General features: G+C 65.8%; 16 protein-coding genes. 7 read left to right on the top strand and 9 right to left on the bottom strand.

What is annotated here, in order from left to right:
* On the top strand, nucleotides 1-362 hold a 362-nt coding region (tilS, locus tag ACE3QM_RS16310; RefSeq protein ID WP_374423361.1), incomplete at its 5' end, for a tRNA lysidine(34) synthetase TilS.
* Nucleotides 363-405: 43 nt separating this feature from the next.
* Here tilS and ACE3QM_RS16305 read toward each other — a convergent pair.
* The 3 genes from ACE3QM_RS16305 to ACE3QM_RS16295 form a co-directional block, all read right to left on the bottom strand.
* Complete coding sequence (locus ACE3QM_RS16305; protein ID WP_374423359.1) at nucleotides 406-1,125, bottom strand: UDP-2,3-diacylglucosamine diphosphatase; 720 nt, start codon at nucleotides 1,123-1,125, stop codon at nucleotides 406-408.
* 77 nt (nucleotides 1,126-1,202) lie between these two features.
* Nucleotides 1,203-1,694, bottom strand: coding sequence for a peptidylprolyl isomerase (locus ACE3QM_RS16300; protein WP_048409688.1), 492 nt, complete (start codon nucleotides 1,692-1,694; stop codon nucleotides 1,203-1,205).
* Nucleotides 1,695-1,805: 111 nt separating this feature from the next.
* Nucleotides 1,806-2,363, bottom strand: a complete 558-nt coding sequence (locus tag ACE3QM_RS16295; protein ID WP_374423357.1) for a peptidylprolyl isomerase — start codon at nucleotides 2,361-2,363, stop codon at nucleotides 1,806-1,808.
* Nucleotides 2,364-2,652: 289 nt separating this feature from the next.
* Here ACE3QM_RS16295 and ACE3QM_RS16290 point away from each other — a divergent pair, with 289 nt between their 5' ends.
* The 4 genes from ACE3QM_RS16290 to ACE3QM_RS16275 all read left to right on the top strand — a co-directional run bounded on the left by ACE3QM_RS16290 (nucleotide 2,653) and on the right by ACE3QM_RS16275 (nucleotide 8,274).
* Nucleotides 2,653-3,933, top strand: a complete 1,281-nt coding sequence (locus ACE3QM_RS16290) for an OmpP1/FadL family transporter (RefSeq protein ID WP_374423355.1) — start codon at nucleotides 2,653-2,655, stop codon at nucleotides 3,931-3,933.
* 128 nt (nucleotides 3,934-4,061) lie between these two features.
* On the top strand, nucleotides 4,062-5,828 hold the full coding sequence (locus ACE3QM_RS16285) for an ABC transporter transmembrane domain-containing protein (protein ID WP_374423353.1): 1,767 nt from the start codon (nucleotides 4,062-4,064) through the stop codon (nucleotides 5,826-5,828).
* Between the two features lie 92 nt (nucleotides 5,829-5,920).
* Nucleotides 5,921-7,531, top strand: coding sequence for a methyl-accepting chemotaxis protein (locus ACE3QM_RS16280; RefSeq protein WP_374423351.1), 1,611 nt, complete (start codon nucleotides 5,921-5,923; stop codon nucleotides 7,529-7,531).
* Between the two features lie 65 nt (nucleotides 7,532-7,596).
* Entirely contained in the window at nucleotides 7,597-8,274 is a 678-nt protein-coding gene (locus ACE3QM_RS16275) for a DUF6348 family protein (protein ID WP_374423349.1), read from the top strand.
* Nucleotides 8,275-8,426: 152 nt separating this feature from the next.
* Here the strand turns inward: ACE3QM_RS16275 and ACE3QM_RS16270 are convergent, their stop codons facing one another.
* From ACE3QM_RS16270 to ACE3QM_RS16245, 6 genes are all read right to left on the bottom strand, one after another.
* Nucleotides 8,427-9,782, bottom strand: coding sequence for a sigma-54-dependent transcriptional regulator (locus tag ACE3QM_RS16270; protein WP_374423347.1), 1,356 nt, complete (start codon nucleotides 9,780-9,782; stop codon nucleotides 8,427-8,429).
* The gene (locus ACE3QM_RS16265; protein ID WP_048409729.1) at nucleotides 9,779-11,617 is read right to left on the bottom strand and encodes an ATP-binding protein; all 1,839 of its coding nucleotides are present in this window, start codon (nucleotides 11,615-11,617) and stop codon (nucleotides 9,779-9,781) included. The genes ACE3QM_RS16270 and ACE3QM_RS16265 overlap by 4 nt, the downstream gene beginning before the upstream one ends.
* 26 nt (nucleotides 11,618-11,643) lie before the next feature.
* Nucleotides 11,644-12,435: an ABC transporter ATP-binding protein gene (locus tag ACE3QM_RS16260; RefSeq protein WP_374423345.1), complete on the bottom strand. Its 792-nt coding sequence runs from the start codon at nucleotides 12,433-12,435 to the stop codon at nucleotides 11,644-11,646.
* Nucleotides 12,436-12,681: 246 nt separating this feature from the next.
* Nucleotides 12,682-13,512 (bottom strand): ABC transporter permease, encoded by an 831-nt coding sequence (locus ACE3QM_RS16255; RefSeq protein ID WP_048409731.1) that lies wholly within the window; start codon nucleotides 13,510-13,512, stop codon nucleotides 12,682-12,684.
* A gap of 19 nt (nucleotides 13,513-13,531) precedes the next feature.
* The gene (locus ACE3QM_RS16250; protein WP_374423341.1) at nucleotides 13,532-14,506 is read right to left on the bottom strand and encodes an ABC transporter substrate-binding protein; all 975 of its coding nucleotides are present in this window, start codon (nucleotides 14,504-14,506) and stop codon (nucleotides 13,532-13,534) included.
* A gap of 252 nt (nucleotides 14,507-14,758) precedes the next feature.
* On the bottom strand, nucleotides 14,759-15,175 hold the full coding sequence (locus tag ACE3QM_RS16245) for a hypothetical protein (protein WP_374423339.1): 417 nt from the start codon (nucleotides 15,173-15,175) through the stop codon (nucleotides 14,759-14,761).
* A 408-nt stretch (nucleotides 15,176-15,583) separates the two neighbouring features.
* On the opposite strand from ACE3QM_RS16245, the gene ACE3QM_RS16240 reads away from it, so the two are divergent.
* Together ACE3QM_RS16240 and ACE3QM_RS16235 are read left to right on the top strand one after the other, a co-directional pair.
* Nucleotides 15,584-16,315 (top strand): hypothetical protein, encoded by a 732-nt coding sequence (locus tag ACE3QM_RS16240; protein ID WP_374423337.1) that lies wholly within the window; start codon nucleotides 15,584-15,586, stop codon nucleotides 16,313-16,315.
* A gap of 86 nt (nucleotides 16,316-16,401) precedes the next feature.
* Nucleotides 16,402-16,764: a hypothetical protein gene (locus tag ACE3QM_RS16235; protein WP_053074362.1), complete on the top strand. Its 363-nt coding sequence runs from the start codon at nucleotides 16,402-16,404 to the stop codon at nucleotides 16,762-16,764.
* Nucleotides 16,765-16,831: the final 67 nt, after the last annotated feature.

Raw genomic sequence — 16,831 nt, 5'->3', positions numbered from 1 at the left:
CGCCAGCGGCCGTGCCGCTAGCGGCGCTGGACCCAACGGCGGAATGCCTGGTGGAAGAGTGGGGCGGCGTGCTGAGCTGGGAGTGGCGGCCGCGTGGCCTGCCGGCGGCCTTGTTGGCGCAAGGTCTGCTGCTGTGTCCGCGGCAGGGCGGCGAGCGTCTGGCGTCCGCGGTGGGGCGCAAGCCGGTGAAGAACTTTTTGCAAGAGGCCGGCATCGCGCCGCCCTTGCGCGAGCGTTGGCCGCTACTGTGCGATGCGGGCGGACGCTTGCTGGCGCTGCCCGGCGTGGCGGTGGATGCCGATTTGGCCGCGGGTCCGGGCTGGTGGCCGTGTTGGCGGCCGTTGCCGGCGTCGTCGGGCTGATGCAGAAACGCCTGCCGTTTGGCAGGCGTTTTTCATTGCGGCTTCAGTTGGCCGCGCTCAGCGGCAGGCTGGCGATGCCGGCGGCGTCCAGCCGCAGATAGCCGCCGCGGTCGCCGTGCCAGTCCTGGATCACCCAGCGCTCGGATTCGCGATGGCGATGCATGGCCGGACGATGAGTATGGCCGTGGATCAGCGTCGGCCAGCCGTGCTCGGCCAGCAAGGCTTCCACCGCCGGGGCGGTGACATCGGAAATGGCGGTCAGGCCGTTTTGCTGCTTGGCCATCTCGCTTTGCTGCCGCGCCTGGCGCGCAATCGCGTGGCGCTCGGCCAACGGCCGCGCCAGCATCGCCTGCTGCCATTGCGGGTTGCGGCTGACGGCGCGGAATTGCTGATAGGCCGCGTCATCGGTGCATAGCGCGTCGCCGTGGCTGAGTAGGCAGCGGCGGCCATGGGCCTCGATCAAGGTCGGATCGTCCAGCAGCCGCGCGCCGCTGCGCAGGCAGAAGCCCTCGCCCAGCAGGAAGTCGCGGTTGCCGTGCATCACGTACAGCGGCGTGGCGGCGGCGAAGGCGCGCATCGCGGCCAGCGGCGCTTCCAGGAACGGCGAATCGTCGTCGTCGCCCACCCAGTATTCGAACAGATCGCCCAGGATGTAGAGCGCGTCGATCCGGCCTTGCCAGGCTTGCAGCGTGTCCAGAAACAAGCGGTTCAGCTCTGGCGTGTCGTCCGCCAGGTGCAGGTCGGAAATGAAATGAATGGCCATGTCGCGTGCGGATGAGTTGAAGCCCGGCCGGACGGCCGGGCTGGGGAGCGCGCCGCGCGTGGCGCGGCGTTGGCGAATCAGATGATTTCGGCTTTTTCGATCACCACCGCTTCCACCGGCACGTCCTGATGGCCGCCGCTGCGACCGGTGCGTACCGCCTTGATGCTGTCGACCACGTCCTGGCCTTCCACTACCTGGCCGAACACGGCATAGCCCCAGCCTTGCGCGCTTTCCGATTTGAAGTCCAGGAAGTCGTTGTCGGACACATTGATGAAGAACTGGGCGGAAGCCGAGTGCGGGTCCATGGTGCGGGCCATCGCCACGGTGTAGCTCTTGTTGGACAGGCCGTTGTTGGCCTCGTTCTCGATCGGCGCCTTGGTCGGCTTTTGCGACATGTCGGCGCTGAAACCGCCGCCCTGGATCATGAAGCCGTTGATCACGCGGTGGAAGATGGTGCCGTCGTAGTGGCCGCTCTTCACATACTCTTCAAAGTTGGCGGCGGTTTTCGGGGCCTTGTCGGCGAACAGTTCCAGCACGATGGCGCCGAAGTTGGTGGTCAGTTTGATCATGGTGTTTTCCTTGATGACGGACAGGCCGCGCGGCGGCCTGCCGGTATTAAAGTGGTTCTTGAAGCGGGCTTAACGATCTCGCGAGCCAAGGCGGCAGATCGTAAACAGGCTTTAAGGTTTGATGGTGACTTTCTGGATCACGATAGGCTCGAACGGCACGTCGCCCATGCCGTTCATGCTGCCGGTGCGGGTCTTGGCGATGCGGTTGACCACATCCATGCCCTTGATCACCTTGCCGAACACGGCATAGCCGGCGCCCTGCGGCGTCGGGGACTTGTAATCGAGGAAGTCGTTATTGGCCACATTGATGAAGAACTGCGCGGTGGCGGAGTTCGGGTCGGCGGTGCGGGCCATCGCGATGGTGCCGATGCCGTTCTTCAGGCCATTGCTCGCCTCGTTGGCGATGGCGGCGCGGGTGGGCTTCTGGCTCAGCTTGGTGTCGAAGCCGCCGCCCTGGATCATGAAGCCGTCGATCACGCGGTGGAACACGGTGCCGTTGTAATGGCCGGCCTTGGCGTAGGCGACGAAGTTTTCCACGGTCTTGGGAGCCTTGGCCGAATCCAGCGCGATCTCGATATTGCCCTTGCTGGTGATCATTTCCACTGTCGGCGAGGCCAGGGCCACGGCGGGCAGCGCGGTCAGCGCCAGCATGCTCAGCATTCGTTTCATGGTTGGTTCATTCAACAGGGTGTGAGAAGCCGCCAATATTAGCACAGCCTTTTGTCCCGGCGCAGCGCCTTGCCGCCATGGCCGCCGCCTTGCCCTGCGGCGGGCTGGTTCGCGGTCATTTTTATGCTTTTGGGTTTTTAGGCGTTCTTGTTTTTTTAAAAAATAGTATTTAGACTCCACCCCCTAAAAACTGTGTGATCGCTATCTATTTATATAGCATAAACGCCATGGCGCATGCCGGGCTTCGATAACAAGGGCGGTTTCCAGCCGCCGGGGTAAATACAAGAAAATGAAAGCATTCGCACCTTCCGCCGTTCGCGCCATTCCCGCTCTGGTGGCCGGCCTGCTGGCCGCGGCGCCGCTGGCTCAGGCCGCCGGTTTCCAATTGTCCGAGCAAAGCGTGGTCGGCCTGGGCCGTGCCCATGCCGGCGCCGGCGTGGTCGGCGACGATTTGTCCGCCGTGTTCTACAATCCGGCCGGCATGACCCTGATCGAAGGCACCCAGATTCAGGGCGGCTTCACCTATGCCGAAATCGACGCGCCGTTCGAAGGCAAGGGCGGTTTCCCTGCCGCGCGCCAGGGCAGCGATAACGGTCGCGCCAAGGCCGAAGTCATCCCCAATGCCTACCTGGTGCATCAACTGAACGACCGCGCCCGTCTGGGCCTGGGCATCACCGTGCCCTTTGGCCTTGGCGCCAGCTATGACGACAACTGGATCGGCCGCAACCACGGCATTTCCAGCTCCATCATGACGGTGGACTTCAACCCGTCCTTCGCTTACAAGCTGGACGACAAGTGGAGCTTCGGCGCCGGCGTGTCGGCGCAATACGCCAAGGCCGATCTGAAGCAGGGCGCCTTCCTGCCTGGCGCCACCGGCGAGATCGACGCCGACAGCTGGGCCTATGGCTATAACCTGGGCCTGATGTACGCGTTCAATCAGGACAACCGCGTCGGCCTGTCCTATCGCTCCAAGCTGAACCACAAGGCGCGTGGAGATTACACCGCGAGCGGCTTTAACCGTCTCGGCATTCCGGGCATGACCAATCTGGATGGTGTGCATGCCGGCGCCGCCGATGTCACCACGCCGGAATCGCTGCTGCTGTCCGGCTACAGCCGCCTGAACAGCAAGTGGGCGTTGAGCGCCACCGCGCGCTGGACCAACTGGAGCCGTTTCGACCAGCTGGTGATCAAGGGCAACCCGAAGGCCGAGACCGTGATCAACAATCACTGGAAAGCCAGCTGGCTGTTCTCGGTGGGCGCCGACTACAACTACAGCGAGCAACTGACCCTGCGCAGCGGCGTGGGTTATGAAACCAGCCCGGTGCGCGACGCCAGCTACCGCAATCCGCTGATTCCGGACACCGACCGCGTGTGGCTGAGCCTGGGCGCCAGCTACAAGGCCAGCAAGCAGCTGACCGTGGACGCCGGCTACACCTATCTGATGGGCGTCGGCGACCGCGACATCAAGCACACCGCCACCAGCCCGTTCGGCAACGGCGACACCTTGCAGGGTTCCTACAGCTCGATCCGTGGCCACCTGCTGGGCGTGCAGATGCAGTACAAGTTCTGATCCAAGAAAGCCTGGCTTTCGCAAACCGCCGCCGGCCTTGCCCGCGGCGGTTTTTTCATGTCCGGGGATGCGGTTTGCCCGGCGGCAGGCTAGAGTAGGGCGCTCTGCATCATTGAGCGCTGATCGTCATGTCCGATTCCTCCCCGCTGAATCGCCTCACCCCGCTGGCTGGGCTCTTGCCTTTTCTGCGCCCGTACCGGCTGCGCGCGCTGCTGGCCTTGCTGGCGCTGATCGTGGCCGCCGCCGCCACCCTGCTGCTGCCGGTGGCCTTTCGCTTCCTGATCGACCACGGCTTCAGCCAGCGCGCGGCGGCGGACATCAACCGCTACTTCCTCGGCCTGTTCGGCGTGGCGGCGGTGCTGGCGCTGGCCACCGCGCTGCGTTTCTACTGGGTATCCTGGCTGGGCGAGCGCGTCACCGCCGACATCCGTCGCGCGGTGTACCAGCATGTGATCCGGGTCAGCCCGGAGTATTTCGAAGTCACCCAGACCGGCGAAGTGCTGTCGCGGCTGACCACCGACACCACCCTGGTGCAGACCGTGATCGGCACCAGTTTGTCTATGGGCTTGCGCAATGTCTTGCTGATGCTGGGCGGCCTGGCCATGCTGATGGCCACCAGCCCCAGCCTGACCGCCTACATCCTGGTGACGCTATTGCTGGTGGTCTTGCCCATCGTGGTCTTCGGCCGCCGGGTGCGGGCCTTGTCCCGCTCCAGCCAGGATCGCATCGCCGATTCCAGCGCCATCGCCGGCGAAACCCTGAACGCGATTCCGACGGTGCAGGCCTTCAATCAGCAGGCGCGGGAGAGCCGGCGCTTCGGCGACTCGGTGGAAACCAGCTTCGACGCCGCGCTGGCGCGCATCCGCGCGCGATCCTGGCTGACGGTGGCGGTGATCCTGCTGGTCTTCGGCGCCATCGTGTTCGTGTTGTGGCTGGGCGCGCACGCGGTGCTGGAAGGCGCGATGAGCGCCGGGCAGCTGGGCCAGTTCATTCTCTACGCGGTGGTTACCGCCGGCGCCATCGGCGCGCTGGCGGAAGTGTGGGGCGATGTGCAGCGCGCCGCCGGCGCCACCGAGCGGCTGATGGAACTGCTGGCGCTGAATTCGCCGGTGACGGAGCCGGCCGCGCCGCGCGCGCTGCCGCCCGGACCTGCCGGCCTGGAGTTGCGCGATGTTGATTTCGCCTATCCCTCGCGTCCCGGCCAGCCTTCGCTCAGCGGCATCCGGCTCAGCGTGCGCCCCGGCGAGCATGTGGCGCTGGTGGGACCGTCCGGCGCCGGCAAATCCACGCTGTTTCAGCTCCTGCTGCGTTTCTACGACCCGCAGCAGGGCCAGTTGTTGCTGGGCGGCGTGGATGTGCGCGAACTGTCCTTCGCCGATTTGCGTGGCCATATCGGCATCGTGCTGCAGGATTCGGTGATCTTCGGCGCCAGCGCGCTGGAGAACATCCGCTACGGCCGGCCGGACGCCAGCGACGAGGAGGTGAGGGCCGCCGCCCGCGCCGCCGCCGCGCATGATTTCATCGAACGCCTGCCGCAGGGCTATCACAGCTATCTGGGCGAACGCGGCGTGCGCCTGTCCGGCGGCCAGCGCCAGCGCATCGCCATCGCCCGCGCCATCTTGAAGAATCCGCCGCTGCTGCTGCTGGACGAGGCCACCAGCGCGCTGGACGCGGAGTCGGAACAATTGGTGCAACAGGCGCTGGAGCGCGCGGCGCAAAACCGCACCACCCTGGTGATCGCGCACCGGCTGGCCACGGTCAAGCAGGCGGACCGCATCGTGGTGCTGGACCAGGGCCGCATCGTGGCCGAGGGCAGCCACCAGAGCCTGCTGGCCAGCTCGCCCTTGTATGCGCGGCTGGCGGCCTTGCAGTTCGCCGCCGGCGGCGATGCCTGAGGAGGCCGCCACTTAAGCGTAATGAATAGTCTATGCTCCACGAAGGAAAGGCCGCCGCCGCGCGGCGCCGAAACCAGCGATGGAGCGAGACTATGAAACTGGCTGTCCGTTTGGGGGGCGTGGTGCTGTGCGCCGGGTTGGGCATGTGCGTGGTGGCCGGCTTCGCGCTGCACACCCTGCGCACGACCTTGATGGAAGACCGCAGGGCGCAGATAGGCAGCCTGGTGCACTTGGCCGGCCAGCAAGTGGCGATGTACCAAAAGCAGGAGCAAAGCGGCAAGCTGACGCGCCAGGAGGCGCAGAAACGGGCGATAGAGGCGATGAGCGGCCTGCGCGATCAGGACAACTATGTGTTCGCGCGCGACGCCAGCGACCTGGTGCTGGTGCACCCGGACCGGCGCAAGCTGGGCAAGCGCGACACCGGCGGCAAGCTGCCGGACGGGCGTACCCTGGTGCAGGTGTACCGCGATGCGCTGGCGAACGGCGATTTCGCCTTCGCGCTGATCCGCACCAAGCGCCCCAATGGCAATGAGACGCTGCCCAAGCTCAATGCGGTGATGCGGATCGCGGACTGGAACTGGACCCTGGGCGCCGGCGTGTTCATGGACGATGTGGAGCGACAGTTCACCGGCCTGGCGCTCAAGCTGTCCGGCATCGGGCTGGCGGTGCTGGCGGTGGTGACGCTGCTGGCCTGGCGCGTCGCCGCCTCCATTTACCGGCTGATAGGCGGCGAGGCCGAGGCCGCCGCCGCCGCCGCGCGGGCGATGGCCGCCGGCGATCTGACCCAGCCGCTGAGCCAGGCGCCGCGCGATGGCAGCTTGATGGGCGCTTTCGCCGGCATGCAGCGCAGCCTGCGCCAATTGATAGAGCGGCTGCAGGATGGCTCTGTCCAGCTGGAGCACTCGGTGGGCGGCCTGTCCAGCCGCATGCAGCAGATCCACGGCCAGGTCGAGCAATCGGCGGCGGCCACCGCCGGCGCCGCCGCCACCACCGCCGGCATGCTGGACGGGGTGGCCGAGGTGTCGCGCCGCAGCGCCGAGAGCGAATCGGATTCCGCCAACGCCTGCGAGCTGGCCGACGAGGGCGAGAGCCTGGTGCGGCGCGCGGCGGAGGAGATCCAGGCGGTGTCCGGCCAGGTGGCGGCCGCCTCGAACTGCATCGGCGAGCTGGCCGAGCGCTGCCGCGCGATCGACACCACCGCCGCGGTGATCAAGGACATCGCCGATCAAACCAATCTGCTGGCGCTGAACGCGGCGATAGAGGCGGCGCGCGCAGGCGAGACCGGGCGCGGCTTCGCGGTGGTGGCCGACGAAGTGCGCAAGCTGGCCGACCGCAGCGGCGAGGCCACGCGCCAGATCGCCGCCACCATCCAGGCGATACAGACCGACACCGATTCCGTGGTGGCCAGCATGGGCGAGGTGGGGCCGCGGGTGGACAGCGGCGTGAGCATGGCGCGGCAGGCGGCGGACGCGCTGAGCCGCATCCGCGGCGGCGCTCAGTCCGCGCGCGACAATATCCGCGCGGTGGCCGGCGCGGCGGCGGAGCAGGCCGAGGCCAACCGCGACGTGGCCGGCAATATGGAGCAGGTGGCGGGCCTGGCCGGGCAGACCCGGGCCACCGCGCTGGAGGCCGAGGCCGAGGTCAAGGCGCTGGAGACGCTGGCGACCGGGCTGCGTCAGGCCGCGGCCAGCTTCAGGCTCTAGCGCCGCCGCCGGCCGCAGATGGTAAACTGCCGGCCATCGCGACTGAATGAAACAGGATGGATACCTTGTCGGCAAACATTATGGATACCCGCTCCACGGCGCCTCAAGAACCGCTGGATCCCACGCCGGCATTGGCGCGGCTCTTGGCCGCCCATGGCCTGCCTTGCCAGGAGGCCAAGGGCTGGTTGCTGCCGCACGCTCAGCTGCCGGCGATGGGCGCGCACTGGACGCCGGGCGAGAACAATGGCCGGCTGGACGTCCATGTGTTGCTGGACAACGATGTCCGCATGATGGAAAGCTTCGCCGGCCTGGGCGCGGGCCAGCAGGGGCTGGACGACGCGCTGGAGAATTTCAGCGCCAATGTGCTGCACGTGCTGCTGGCCGGCCTGTGGGGCATCGCCGACGAGGCCGAGGTCACCGAGCGGCGCTGGGAAATCGCCGGCCGCGATTATATGGCCTACATCGGCAACTTCGGCCTGCGCGGCGCGGCCGAGCATCTGGAACAGCCCTTGTTCGAAGCCTTGTTCCGCCAGGCCACCGCCGCGCTGCGCGCGGAAAAGCTGGACCAGGACACGCATTGGTCGCGGCTGTTCTTCTGTAATCTGAACGGCGAGTTCGTCACGGAAGCGCTGCTGGACAATCAGCGCTGGGAGGCGGGGCTGAGCATGCTGGGCGCCTTGCCGTGGCCGGCGGCGCAGGGTTATTACAGTCTGCGCCATTTCATGCTGCTGCGCGCGGTGTGAGAACCTGTTTACGGTCTCGCGAGCTAGGGCGAGACAAGGCGAAAACGAGCGAAAAAGCGGAATGTACAGGTGGTACATGAGCATTTTGAGCTTGGTTTCAACGCCCATTTCTATCCATCCCGCCGACGCGCAGCAGATCGTAAACCGGCTCCTCAGCCGCGGTAGCCGTCCGGGTCTATGCCATGCTTGGCGAACTTGTTGTACAAGGTCTTGCGCGGAATGCCCAGCAGCTCCGCCGCCTGCATTACCTGGCCCTGGGTGCGCAGCAAAGCCTGTTCTATCAACTGTTTTTCATAGGCGTCCACCCGCGCGTCCAGCGCGCTGGGCGCATAGGCCTCCGGCTCGCCGCCGTCCGGCGCCACGCCCAGCACATAGCGTTCCGCCGCATTGCGCAGCTCGCGCACATTGCCCGGCCAGGTTTGCGCCTGCAAGCGGCCCAATAGCGCCGGCGGCGCGTCCGGCACCGGGCGGTCGAAGCGCGCCGAGGCCTGTTCCACGAACCACTGGAACAGGTCCGGGATATCCTCGCGCCGTTCGCGCAGCGGCGGCAGCCGCAGCGACACCACATTGAGGCGGTAGTACAGATCCTCGCGGAAGCGCCGCTGCTGGCTGGCCAGTGCCAGATCGTCCTTGGTGGCGGCCACTACCCGGCAATCCACCGGCACCAGGCTGTTGGAGCCCAGCCTTTCCACCACCCGCTGTTGCAGCACCCGCAACAGCTTGGCTTGCAAGGCCAGCGGCATGCCTTCGATCTCGTCCAGGAACAAGGTGCCGCCGCTGGCGTATTCGATCTTGCCGATGCGGCGCTTGAGCGCGCCGGTGAAGGCGCCGGCCTCGTGGCCGAAGATTTCGCTCTCGAAAATGGATTCAGGCAGTCCGGCGCAGTTCAGCGGCACGAAATGACGTTCGCGGCGGCGGCTCCAGGCGTGCAGCGCCTGCGCCACCATTTCCTTGCCGGTGCCGGTTTCACCGTGGATCAACACGTCGGCGTCGGTGTCGGCGATATTGGCCAGCGTCTCGCGCAATGCCTGCATCGCCGGGCTGTGGCCGATCAGCACCGGTCCGTTGCTGCGCGCCAGGCTGGCGCGCAGTTGGCGGTTTTCCAGCGTCAGCCGCCGCTTGTCCAGCGCGCGCAGCACGGTTTCGCTCAGCCGGCCCGGCGCATAGGGCTTCTCGATGAAGTCGTAGGCGCCGGCGCGGGTGGCCGCCACCGCCATCGCGATGTCGCCATGGCCGGTGACCAGGATCACCGGCAGTTCCCGGTCCAGGTTCAGCGCCTGTTCCATCAGCTCCAGGCCGCTGAGGCCGGGCAGGCGCACATCGCTGAGCAGCACCGCGCGCTCGTCGCGCCGCAGCAGGGCGAGCGCGCTTTCGGCGTCGGCGCAGGCTTGCACCGGCAGGCCGGCCAGTTCCAGCGATTGCAGCGTGGCCATGCGCACCGCCGTATCGTCTTCGACATAGATCACGCCGATGCCGGCGCTGGCGGAGGAAGGAGGGGGGCTTGTCATGGCGTGGGCTCGCAGGGCCAGTTGATGATGAAGCAGGCGCCGCCGTCCGGATGGTTGCCGGCCTCGATGCGGCCGCCGGACTGCTCGACGATTTCCTGCACGATGGCCAGGCCCAGGCCCAGGCCCTGACCGCGCGGCTTGGTGCTGTAGAAGGGCTCGAACAGATGCGGCAGATCGGCGTCGGCGATGCCGGGGCCGTGGTCGCGCAGGCGGAATTCCAGCATGCCGGCCTTGTGCAGCAGGCTGATTTCCAGCTGGCCCTGTCCCTGCGGCCGCATCGCGTCTATGGCGTTGCTCAGCAGATTGGTGAACACCTGTTCCAGGCCGATGGCGTCGCAGGCGATGGCCGGACATTGCTCAGGCAATTGCTGCGTCAGCGTGATGCGCGCCTCGGTCAGCGCCGGTTGCAGCAGGGTCAGCGTATCGCGCAGCGCGGCGAGCGGGTGGGTCTGGCCCAGCGGGCCGCGGTGGCGGCGGGCGAAGGTTTTCAGATCCCGGGTGATGTGGGCGATGCGTTCCACCAATTGCGAGATCTGGCCCAGATTATCGCTGGCGGCGTCGGCGCGACCGCGTTGCAACAGGGTCACCGCGTTGTCGGCGAAGGCGCGCAGCGCCGCCAGCGGCTGATTGATCTCGTGCGCGACCCCGGCCGCCATCTGGCCCAGCGCCGCCAGCTTGCTGGCCTCGGCCAGTTGACCGCGGGTGATGCGCAGGCTGTTTTCGGTCTGGATGCGTTCGCGGATTTCCGCCGACAGCTGGGTATTGCTCAAGGCCAGGTCGCGGGTGCGTTCCGCCACCTTGCGTTCCAGTTGATCGTGCGCCTGCTGCAAGGCTTGCTGCGCCGCCAGTTGCTCGCGCAGCCGGCGCAGGCGCAGCCGCCAGTAATGCCACAGCGTCAGCAAGCCCAGGCAGCTGACCAGCAGCGTGCTCATGATGGCCAGCAGCGTCAGGTTGCGGCCGTGCATGTCCACCAGCAGCGTCAGCGTCCAGCCGGTTTGCGGCAGTTGCTGCCGGATCTGCAGATAGCGGCCGGCCAGCAGCTTGCGCTCGCTGTCCGGCGCCAGCCAGGCCTGCCGCCGCCAATCGGCATGCGGCTGCAGCAAGGCGAAAGGGTGCAGCTTGGCGCCCAGGTATTGGCGGGTGGCGTCGATCTGGCGGCGCACCTCGGGCGGCAGCGGCTGCCAGGTGGCGAATTTCCAGTCCGGGTTGGCGCTGAGGAAGGCGACGCCGTGGCGGTCGCTGACCAGCACCGGCTCCGCGCCTTTGCGCCAGGCTTCCTCCAGCGGCGCCAGGCTGACCTTGACCACCGCGACGCCGACGATGCGGCGGCCGGACAGCACCGGCCAGGACAGAAAGTAGCCGGGCTCGCGGCTGGTGCTGCCTATGCCGTAGAAGCTGCCGGACAGGCCGGCCAGCGCCTGCTGGAAATACGGGCGGAAGGCATAGCTGTTGCCGACGAAGCTGTATGGCGACATCCAGTTGCTGGACGCCAGCGCGATGCCGTCCACGTTGACGATGAATAGCGCCGAGGTGCGCGACTGCCGGTTCACCTGCTCCAGATAGCGGTTCAGCGCTTCCACCCGGCGCGGATTGCGCGGCTCCGCCAGCAGGTTGAGGATGTCCTGGTTCAGCGCCAGCACATAGGGCAGGTAGCGGTATTGCTCCAGCGTGGCGCTCAGGTTGGCGGCGTGCATCTCCGCCCGGTGTCGGCCCTCGCGCTCCGCCTCGGTCACCAGCATGCGGCTGGCCAGGATCCAGCCGCCGCCCAGCACCAGCGCCGGCAACAACAGGTAGGGCAGGCTTTTCAGCAGAAAACGCAATGCGCGGATGAGCATGGCAGCGGGCGGAAATCGGTGACGCCTCAGTCTACCGCAGCTTGCAGCTCCGCGGCCTCGTGGCGTGAGTGTTCCTCCATCACCAGCCGGGTCAATTCCCGTTTCAGGTCGTTGAAGCCCGGCGCGCTGGGATCACGCGGCCGCGGCAGCTCCACCCGCACGTCGCGCTTGATGGTGCCGGGGCGGTAGGTCATCACCACTACCCGGTCCGCCAGGTAGATGGACTCCTCTATGCTGTGGGTGACGAAGATGATGGTCTTGCCGCTTTCCTGCCAGATGCGCAGCAGCTCGTCCTGCAAGGAGCGCCGCGTCAGCGCGTCCAGCGCGCCGAAGGGCTCGTCCATCAACATCACCGGCGAATCCAGCGCCAGCACCCGCGCGATCGCCACCCGCTGGCGCATGCCGCCGGACAGGTCCTTGGGAAAGCGGTGGCGGAAATCGCGCAGGTGCAGCTTGTCCAGCAGCGGCTCCACCGCGGAGCGGATCTCGGCCGGGGAGCGCTTCTGGATTTCCAGGCCGAAGCCTATGTTTTGCTCCACCGTCATCCATGGAAACAGCGCGTATTCCTGGAACACCATGCCGCGGTCCGGCCCGGGCGCGGCGACGCGTTGGCCGGCCACCAGGATCTGTCCGCCGCTGGGCGGCGCGAAGCCGGCGATGGCGTTGAGCAGGGTGGATTTGCCGCAGCCGGACGGACCCAGCAGGCAGACGAACTCGCCGGCCTGGATGTCCAGCTGGATATCGCGCAGGGCGATCACGTCGCCGCCCGGCGTCTTGAATACTTTTTGCACTTGTTGCACTTCGATCTGGGCGCTCATGCCTCATCCTTCCATGTCGCGCAGCAGTGGGGGCCGCTGTTGCGCGAATTCGTTCTTTGCGCCGCGCCCGTGTCGAGACGGGCCCGGCGGCGCGTTGTGATCAGCGTCTGTTCAATGTTTCGCGAGCTAGGGCGAGACAAGGCGAAAACTGCCGCGAAAGCGGAATGCACGCGTGGTACATGAGCATTTCGAGGCGGCGCTCACCTTGCGACGATCCACAACGCGCAGCAGACATTGAGCGGGTTCTTATTGGTCGATGCCGCGATGCCACTTCAGCAGACGGTTGTTCAGCCCCTGCATCAGCACATCGATCAACAGGCCGAGAATGCCGATGGTGACCATGCCGGCGATGACCTTGTCGGTCCAGAAATACTCACGTGCCTCCATGATGCGGTAGCCGACGCCGCTGTTCACCGCGATCATTTCCGCCACGATCACCACGATGAAGGCGGTGCCCATGCCCACCCGCGCGCCGGTGAAGATGAAGGGCGTGGCCGCCGGCAGGATCACCCGGCGGAACAGGGTGGCGCGGCTGGCGCCCAGGTTGCGCGCGGCGCGGATATAGATGCCATCCACATTGCGCACGCCGGAGATGGTGTTCATCAGAATGGGGAAGAACGCGCCTATGGTGATCAGGAACACCGCCGGCGGATTGCCCAGGCCGAACCACAGGATGGACAGCGGGGTCCAGGCGATTGGCGGAATCGGCCGCAGGAACTGGATCAAGGGATTGAACGCCCGGTACACCGGGTCGCTGACGCCCATGAACAGGCCCAGCAGCAGGCCCAGCCCGCCGCCCAGCGCGAAGCCCAGCACCACGCGCCACAGGCTGGCCGCCACGTCGTGGATCAGCTCGCCGGACAGCAGCCAGGCGAGATAGCCGCCCGCCGCCGGATCGTAGGCTTCCAGTGGCTGCCAGTAGGCCAGCCATTTCTGCAGCACCGCCAGCGGCGAGGGCAGGATTTGCGGATTGATCCAGCCCAGGCTGGAACTGGCCTGCCAGAACAAGAGGATGGCGATGGGCACCGCCAGGCTGGACAACAATGGTCTCAGCCGGGAAAACACAGTCTGCTGCATGAATACGCTCCCACCGCCGTCAATTAACCTTGAGTTCCTGTTTGGCCTTGCTCAGCAAGTCCAGCTTCACCCAGTCCGCCGCCTTGGGCGGCTTGGCCATCTTGCCGATGCCGTACTGCTGCATCATGTCGGTGGTGGTCTGGATATGGGCCACGCTCAGATCGTAGCTATAGGGGGAGTTGGAGATCGCGTCCTGGAAGTCGTCGGCGCTGATCTGATTCTTGAACATATTCTCGCGCACGTATTTTTCCGCCAGCTTGGGGTTCTTGATGAAGGTATTGGTGGCCTCCACGAAGCATTTGATCAAGCGTTCCGCCACGCCGCGGCGCTCCTTGTACATCTTCTCGGTCATCACCAGGGTGCGGATGGGCTCGCCCAGCGGGGTGTCGTAAGGCTTCAGCACTTCCACGCCGAAGCCCTTGTTGATGGCCTGGGACGATTGCGGCTCGGACTGGCTCATCGCGTCTATCTGCTTGCCCAGCAGGGCCTGGTTCAGGTCGGCGAAGGGCATGTAGATCACCTGCACATCCTTGCCCGGCTTGTCGGACCAGCTGAGCTTGTACTTGGCCAGCTCCGCCGCCAGCAGCAATTCCTGCGCGCCGCCGCGCGCCACGCCCACCTTCTTGCCCTTCAAGTCCTTGACGCTCTTGATGCCGCTGTCCTTGGCGGCGACGATGCGCGCGCCGCCCTTGGCGAAGCCGGCCACCGCGAAGATGGGCGCGCCACCGGCGCGGCCGGCCACCGCCGCGTCCGCCGCGCTGGCGGCGATGTCCACTTCGCCGGCGACGATGGCGGGCATGATGTCTATGCCCTTGGCGAACATGCGCTCTTCGATCTTGAGATCGTACTTGGGCGCAATTTCCTTCATATAGCTGATGGCGCCATAGTGAGCGAACTTGAGATTGCCCAGCCTGACCACGTCGGCGGCCTGGGCGGACAGAGAGATGCCGGCGCTGACGGCGGCGAGACAGAACCAGGTGCGGATGCCTTGCATGATGTTTCTCCTTTGTGAGTAGGGAGCCGGGCTATGCTCGGCAACCTTTTATTTATACGACGTTTGCATTTCAACGGCGCGGCCTTGCGCTGCGGTCTGACTTACTTATGCAAGGCGCGTGCCAGCGCGCCTGGGGCGCAAACGACTGATTTATATGGGTAGAAAGGGAGGCGCGTGGCCGGATTCAGCCAGCGTCGCCGCGGACTGTGCCAAAACTGGCGCAGATGCGCGGCGACCTTGGTTATTATTAATTTATTTAATATTTCGCGGTCGTGAACCCATCATCTCGCGCAGCGCTTCCTCCCTGGTATTGACGCGGTCGATGTAGTCGAAGATATCGATGGGGAAGACCAGCACCTGCTCGATCAAGGCGAAGAAGCCGGCCCAGTAGCCGCGGACCGCGCTTTGATCGCTGAAGTCGATGTCGCCGGCAATGCGCGCCAGCAAGGCATGGCCATGGCCGTTGGGATTGTCTTGCACATACTGGATGTAGTGGCCGGCGAACTCGCGGCCTATGCGGTAGGCCTGGTGGTAATTGTCGGCGGGCGGCACTTGCCAGCAATGCAGGCGCAAGTGGCCGGGCATGATGGCGACGAAGGGCAGCTCCTGGTGCGGCACCGGCTTGGTGCCGGGCCGATAGTGCCGACGGAGTGGGAGTTTGACTGACATGCGCTCTCTCCTGAAACAAGGTTTAGCCGCATCCGGGTCGGAGGGCTGGGCAGACTGGCGTGAAGATATTGGGGCTCGGGACTTGCCCGATGCCCCCCATGGTCTATCCGGTAAGGAAGGACGGATGGTTCTGGGACGGGGACAAGACGCTGTTGGCGTCCGGTCCGCGGTGGCGAGGCCAGATTGATGATCTGGGCGCCGCGGGTTTGGCGGCACGCTGAAATAGTGCCGAGCGCTCTCGCGGGGGTCAAGGCGGCACGGAGCGGCGCGAGCGGGCGGCGCCGGCGGAGGCCGCAAAATGTATTCATCTCGTATGGCGGGATGTGGATAATGACGCGCTCGCGCTATTGGCTTATCGCTTCCGCGCGGCGGCGCGCTGCCGCGCTTGACCAGGATATCTTTAGAATCATGTTGAACGACATCAAGACCCCGCAGCCCTTTCTGCAAGTGTTCCCGGAACCGGAGTCCGTGTTCGCCGAGCCGGTGCGGCAATACGCCAAGCATCTGCTGCCCTGCGTCTCCATAGACCTGGCCGCCGTCGATCCCGCCTGGTCCGGCTGGATTCACTTGGTGGCGCCGGTGGAGCCCTGTGATGGCTATGTCGGCGACGGCAGCGAGGCGTTTCATAATGACTATCTGGCCAGCAACTGGCTGGCTTTCCGCCTGGATGAGGCCAATCGCTACCATTTGCTGGGCGATTTCCGCTATTTCCTGGCGGAGGACATGCCGGAGCCGCCACCGGCGGACGCGGCAGACGAGCATGGCTGGCTGCGCGAGCACTGCGCAGCGCAACATGCGTCCTACCAGGCGGCGAAAGCGCGTTATCGGCGTCTGGGCGCCTTGCACTACGTCGGCGGCCCTTTCATCAGCGAGGACAGCGATTTCAGCGCCGATGAACCATCCAATCTGATCGATCAGCTGGGCGGCGGCGTCTACGGCGGCAACTGGACCAGCCCCAGCGCCTTGCCGCTGGATGAGGAGGACGAAGAAAACGTGGTGCCGATAGACCCGGACGGCAAGCGCTTCCGCTTTGTCGCCTGCGTGACCGGGTACGATTACGTCGCCAATGGCGCGGACACCATCCTGCTGTTCTACGAACCGGACAGCAAGGTGGCCTTGTTGACCTTTGACTGGTCTTGAAAGGCCGCAGCGGCCGGAGCGCCTTGGCTCGCGGTGGTGCGCGAGCTGATGAGCCAATGCTTGGTCGAGTTTGATCAGGAGGGAGCATGGAAGAACAATCGATGACGTTGCCGATCACGCGCGGTCTGCTGCGACAGGGCATAGACCCCGGTCTGCCCCTGGAGGCGATGTTGCGTATCGTCGAGGCGGTACAGGAGTTGCTGGCCTTGCCGGACAACGACTTCATGTGGACATCGTGGCGCGATGCGGAACAGGCGCTGGCCGAGGTGGTTCCGGAGCTGGCGCGGCTGCGCGCCGGCCAGTTGCCGGAGCGGTCGGCGCTGGTGCGCTGGTTCGCGCCCACCTGCTATTTGCAGGAAGTCAGCATCAGCAGCGGCTGGAGCGATGCCTATATCCAGTTGGCGGCCTGGTTCGACGAATTGGAGCCGCGATTGTGGCCGGCGGCCTAGCGTCCGCCGCTACAGGCATGAATCACCACCGCCGCTTGCGGCGGTTTTTTATTGCCCTTGGCATTGG

Source organism: Chromobacterium sp., assembly GCF_041912965.1.
In the GTDB taxonomy this organism is placed as follows: Bacteria; Pseudomonadota; Gammaproteobacteria; order Burkholderiales; family Chromobacteriaceae; genus Chromobacterium; species Chromobacterium aquaticum.
Note: the sequence above shows the minus strand (reverse complement) of the source record. Positions and strands in the feature narration are given on the sequence as shown.

Excerpts from the sequence above, each read along its gene's own strand:
- ACE3QM_RS16305 (WP_374423359.1), bottom strand. The coding sequence starts at position 1,125 with ATGGCCATTCATTTCATTTCCGACCTGCACCTGGCGGACGACACGCCA.
- ACE3QM_RS16300 (WP_048409688.1), bottom strand. The coding sequence starts at position 1,694 with ATGATCAAACTGACCACCAACTTCGGCGCCATCGTGCTGGAACTGTTC.
- ACE3QM_RS16295 (WP_374423357.1), bottom strand. The coding sequence starts at position 2,363 with ATGAAACGAATGCTGAGCATGCTGGCGCTGACCGCGCTGCCCGCCGTG.
- ACE3QM_RS16290 (WP_374423355.1), top strand. The coding sequence starts at position 2,653 with ATGAAAGCATTCGCACCTTCCGCCGTTCGCGCCATTCCCGCTCTGGTG.
- ACE3QM_RS16285 (WP_374423353.1), top strand. The coding sequence starts at position 4,062 with ATGTCCGATTCCTCCCCGCTGAATCGCCTCACCCCGCTGGCTGGGCTC.
- ACE3QM_RS16280 (WP_374423351.1), top strand. The coding sequence starts at position 5,921 with ATGAAACTGGCTGTCCGTTTGGGGGGCGTGGTGCTGTGCGCCGGGTTG.
- ACE3QM_RS16270 (WP_374423347.1), bottom strand. The coding sequence starts at position 9,782 with ATGACAAGCCCCCCTCCTTCCTCCGCCAGCGCCGGCATCGGCGTGATC.
- ACE3QM_RS16265 (WP_048409729.1), bottom strand. The coding sequence starts at position 11,617 with ATGCTCATCCGCGCATTGCGTTTTCTGCTGAAAAGCCTGCCCTACCTG.
- ACE3QM_RS16260 (WP_374423345.1), bottom strand. The coding sequence starts at position 12,435 with ATGAGCGCCCAGATCGAAGTGCAACAAGTGCAAAAAGTATTCAAGACG.
- ACE3QM_RS16255 (WP_048409731.1), bottom strand. The coding sequence starts at position 13,512 with ATGCAGCAGACTGTGTTTTCCCGGCTGAGACCATTGTTGTCCAGCCTG.
- ACE3QM_RS16250 (WP_374423341.1), bottom strand. The coding sequence starts at position 14,506 with ATGCAAGGCATCCGCACCTGGTTCTGTCTCGCCGCCGTCAGCGCCGGC.
- ACE3QM_RS16245 (WP_374423339.1), bottom strand. The coding sequence starts at position 15,175 with ATGTCAGTCAAACTCCCACTCCGTCGGCACTATCGGCCCGGCACCAAG.
- ACE3QM_RS16240 (WP_374423337.1), top strand. The coding sequence starts at position 15,584 with ATGTTGAACGACATCAAGACCCCGCAGCCCTTTCTGCAAGTGTTCCCG.
- ACE3QM_RS16235 (WP_053074362.1), top strand. The coding sequence starts at position 16,402 with ATGGAAGAACAATCGATGACGTTGCCGATCACGCGCGGTCTGCTGCGA.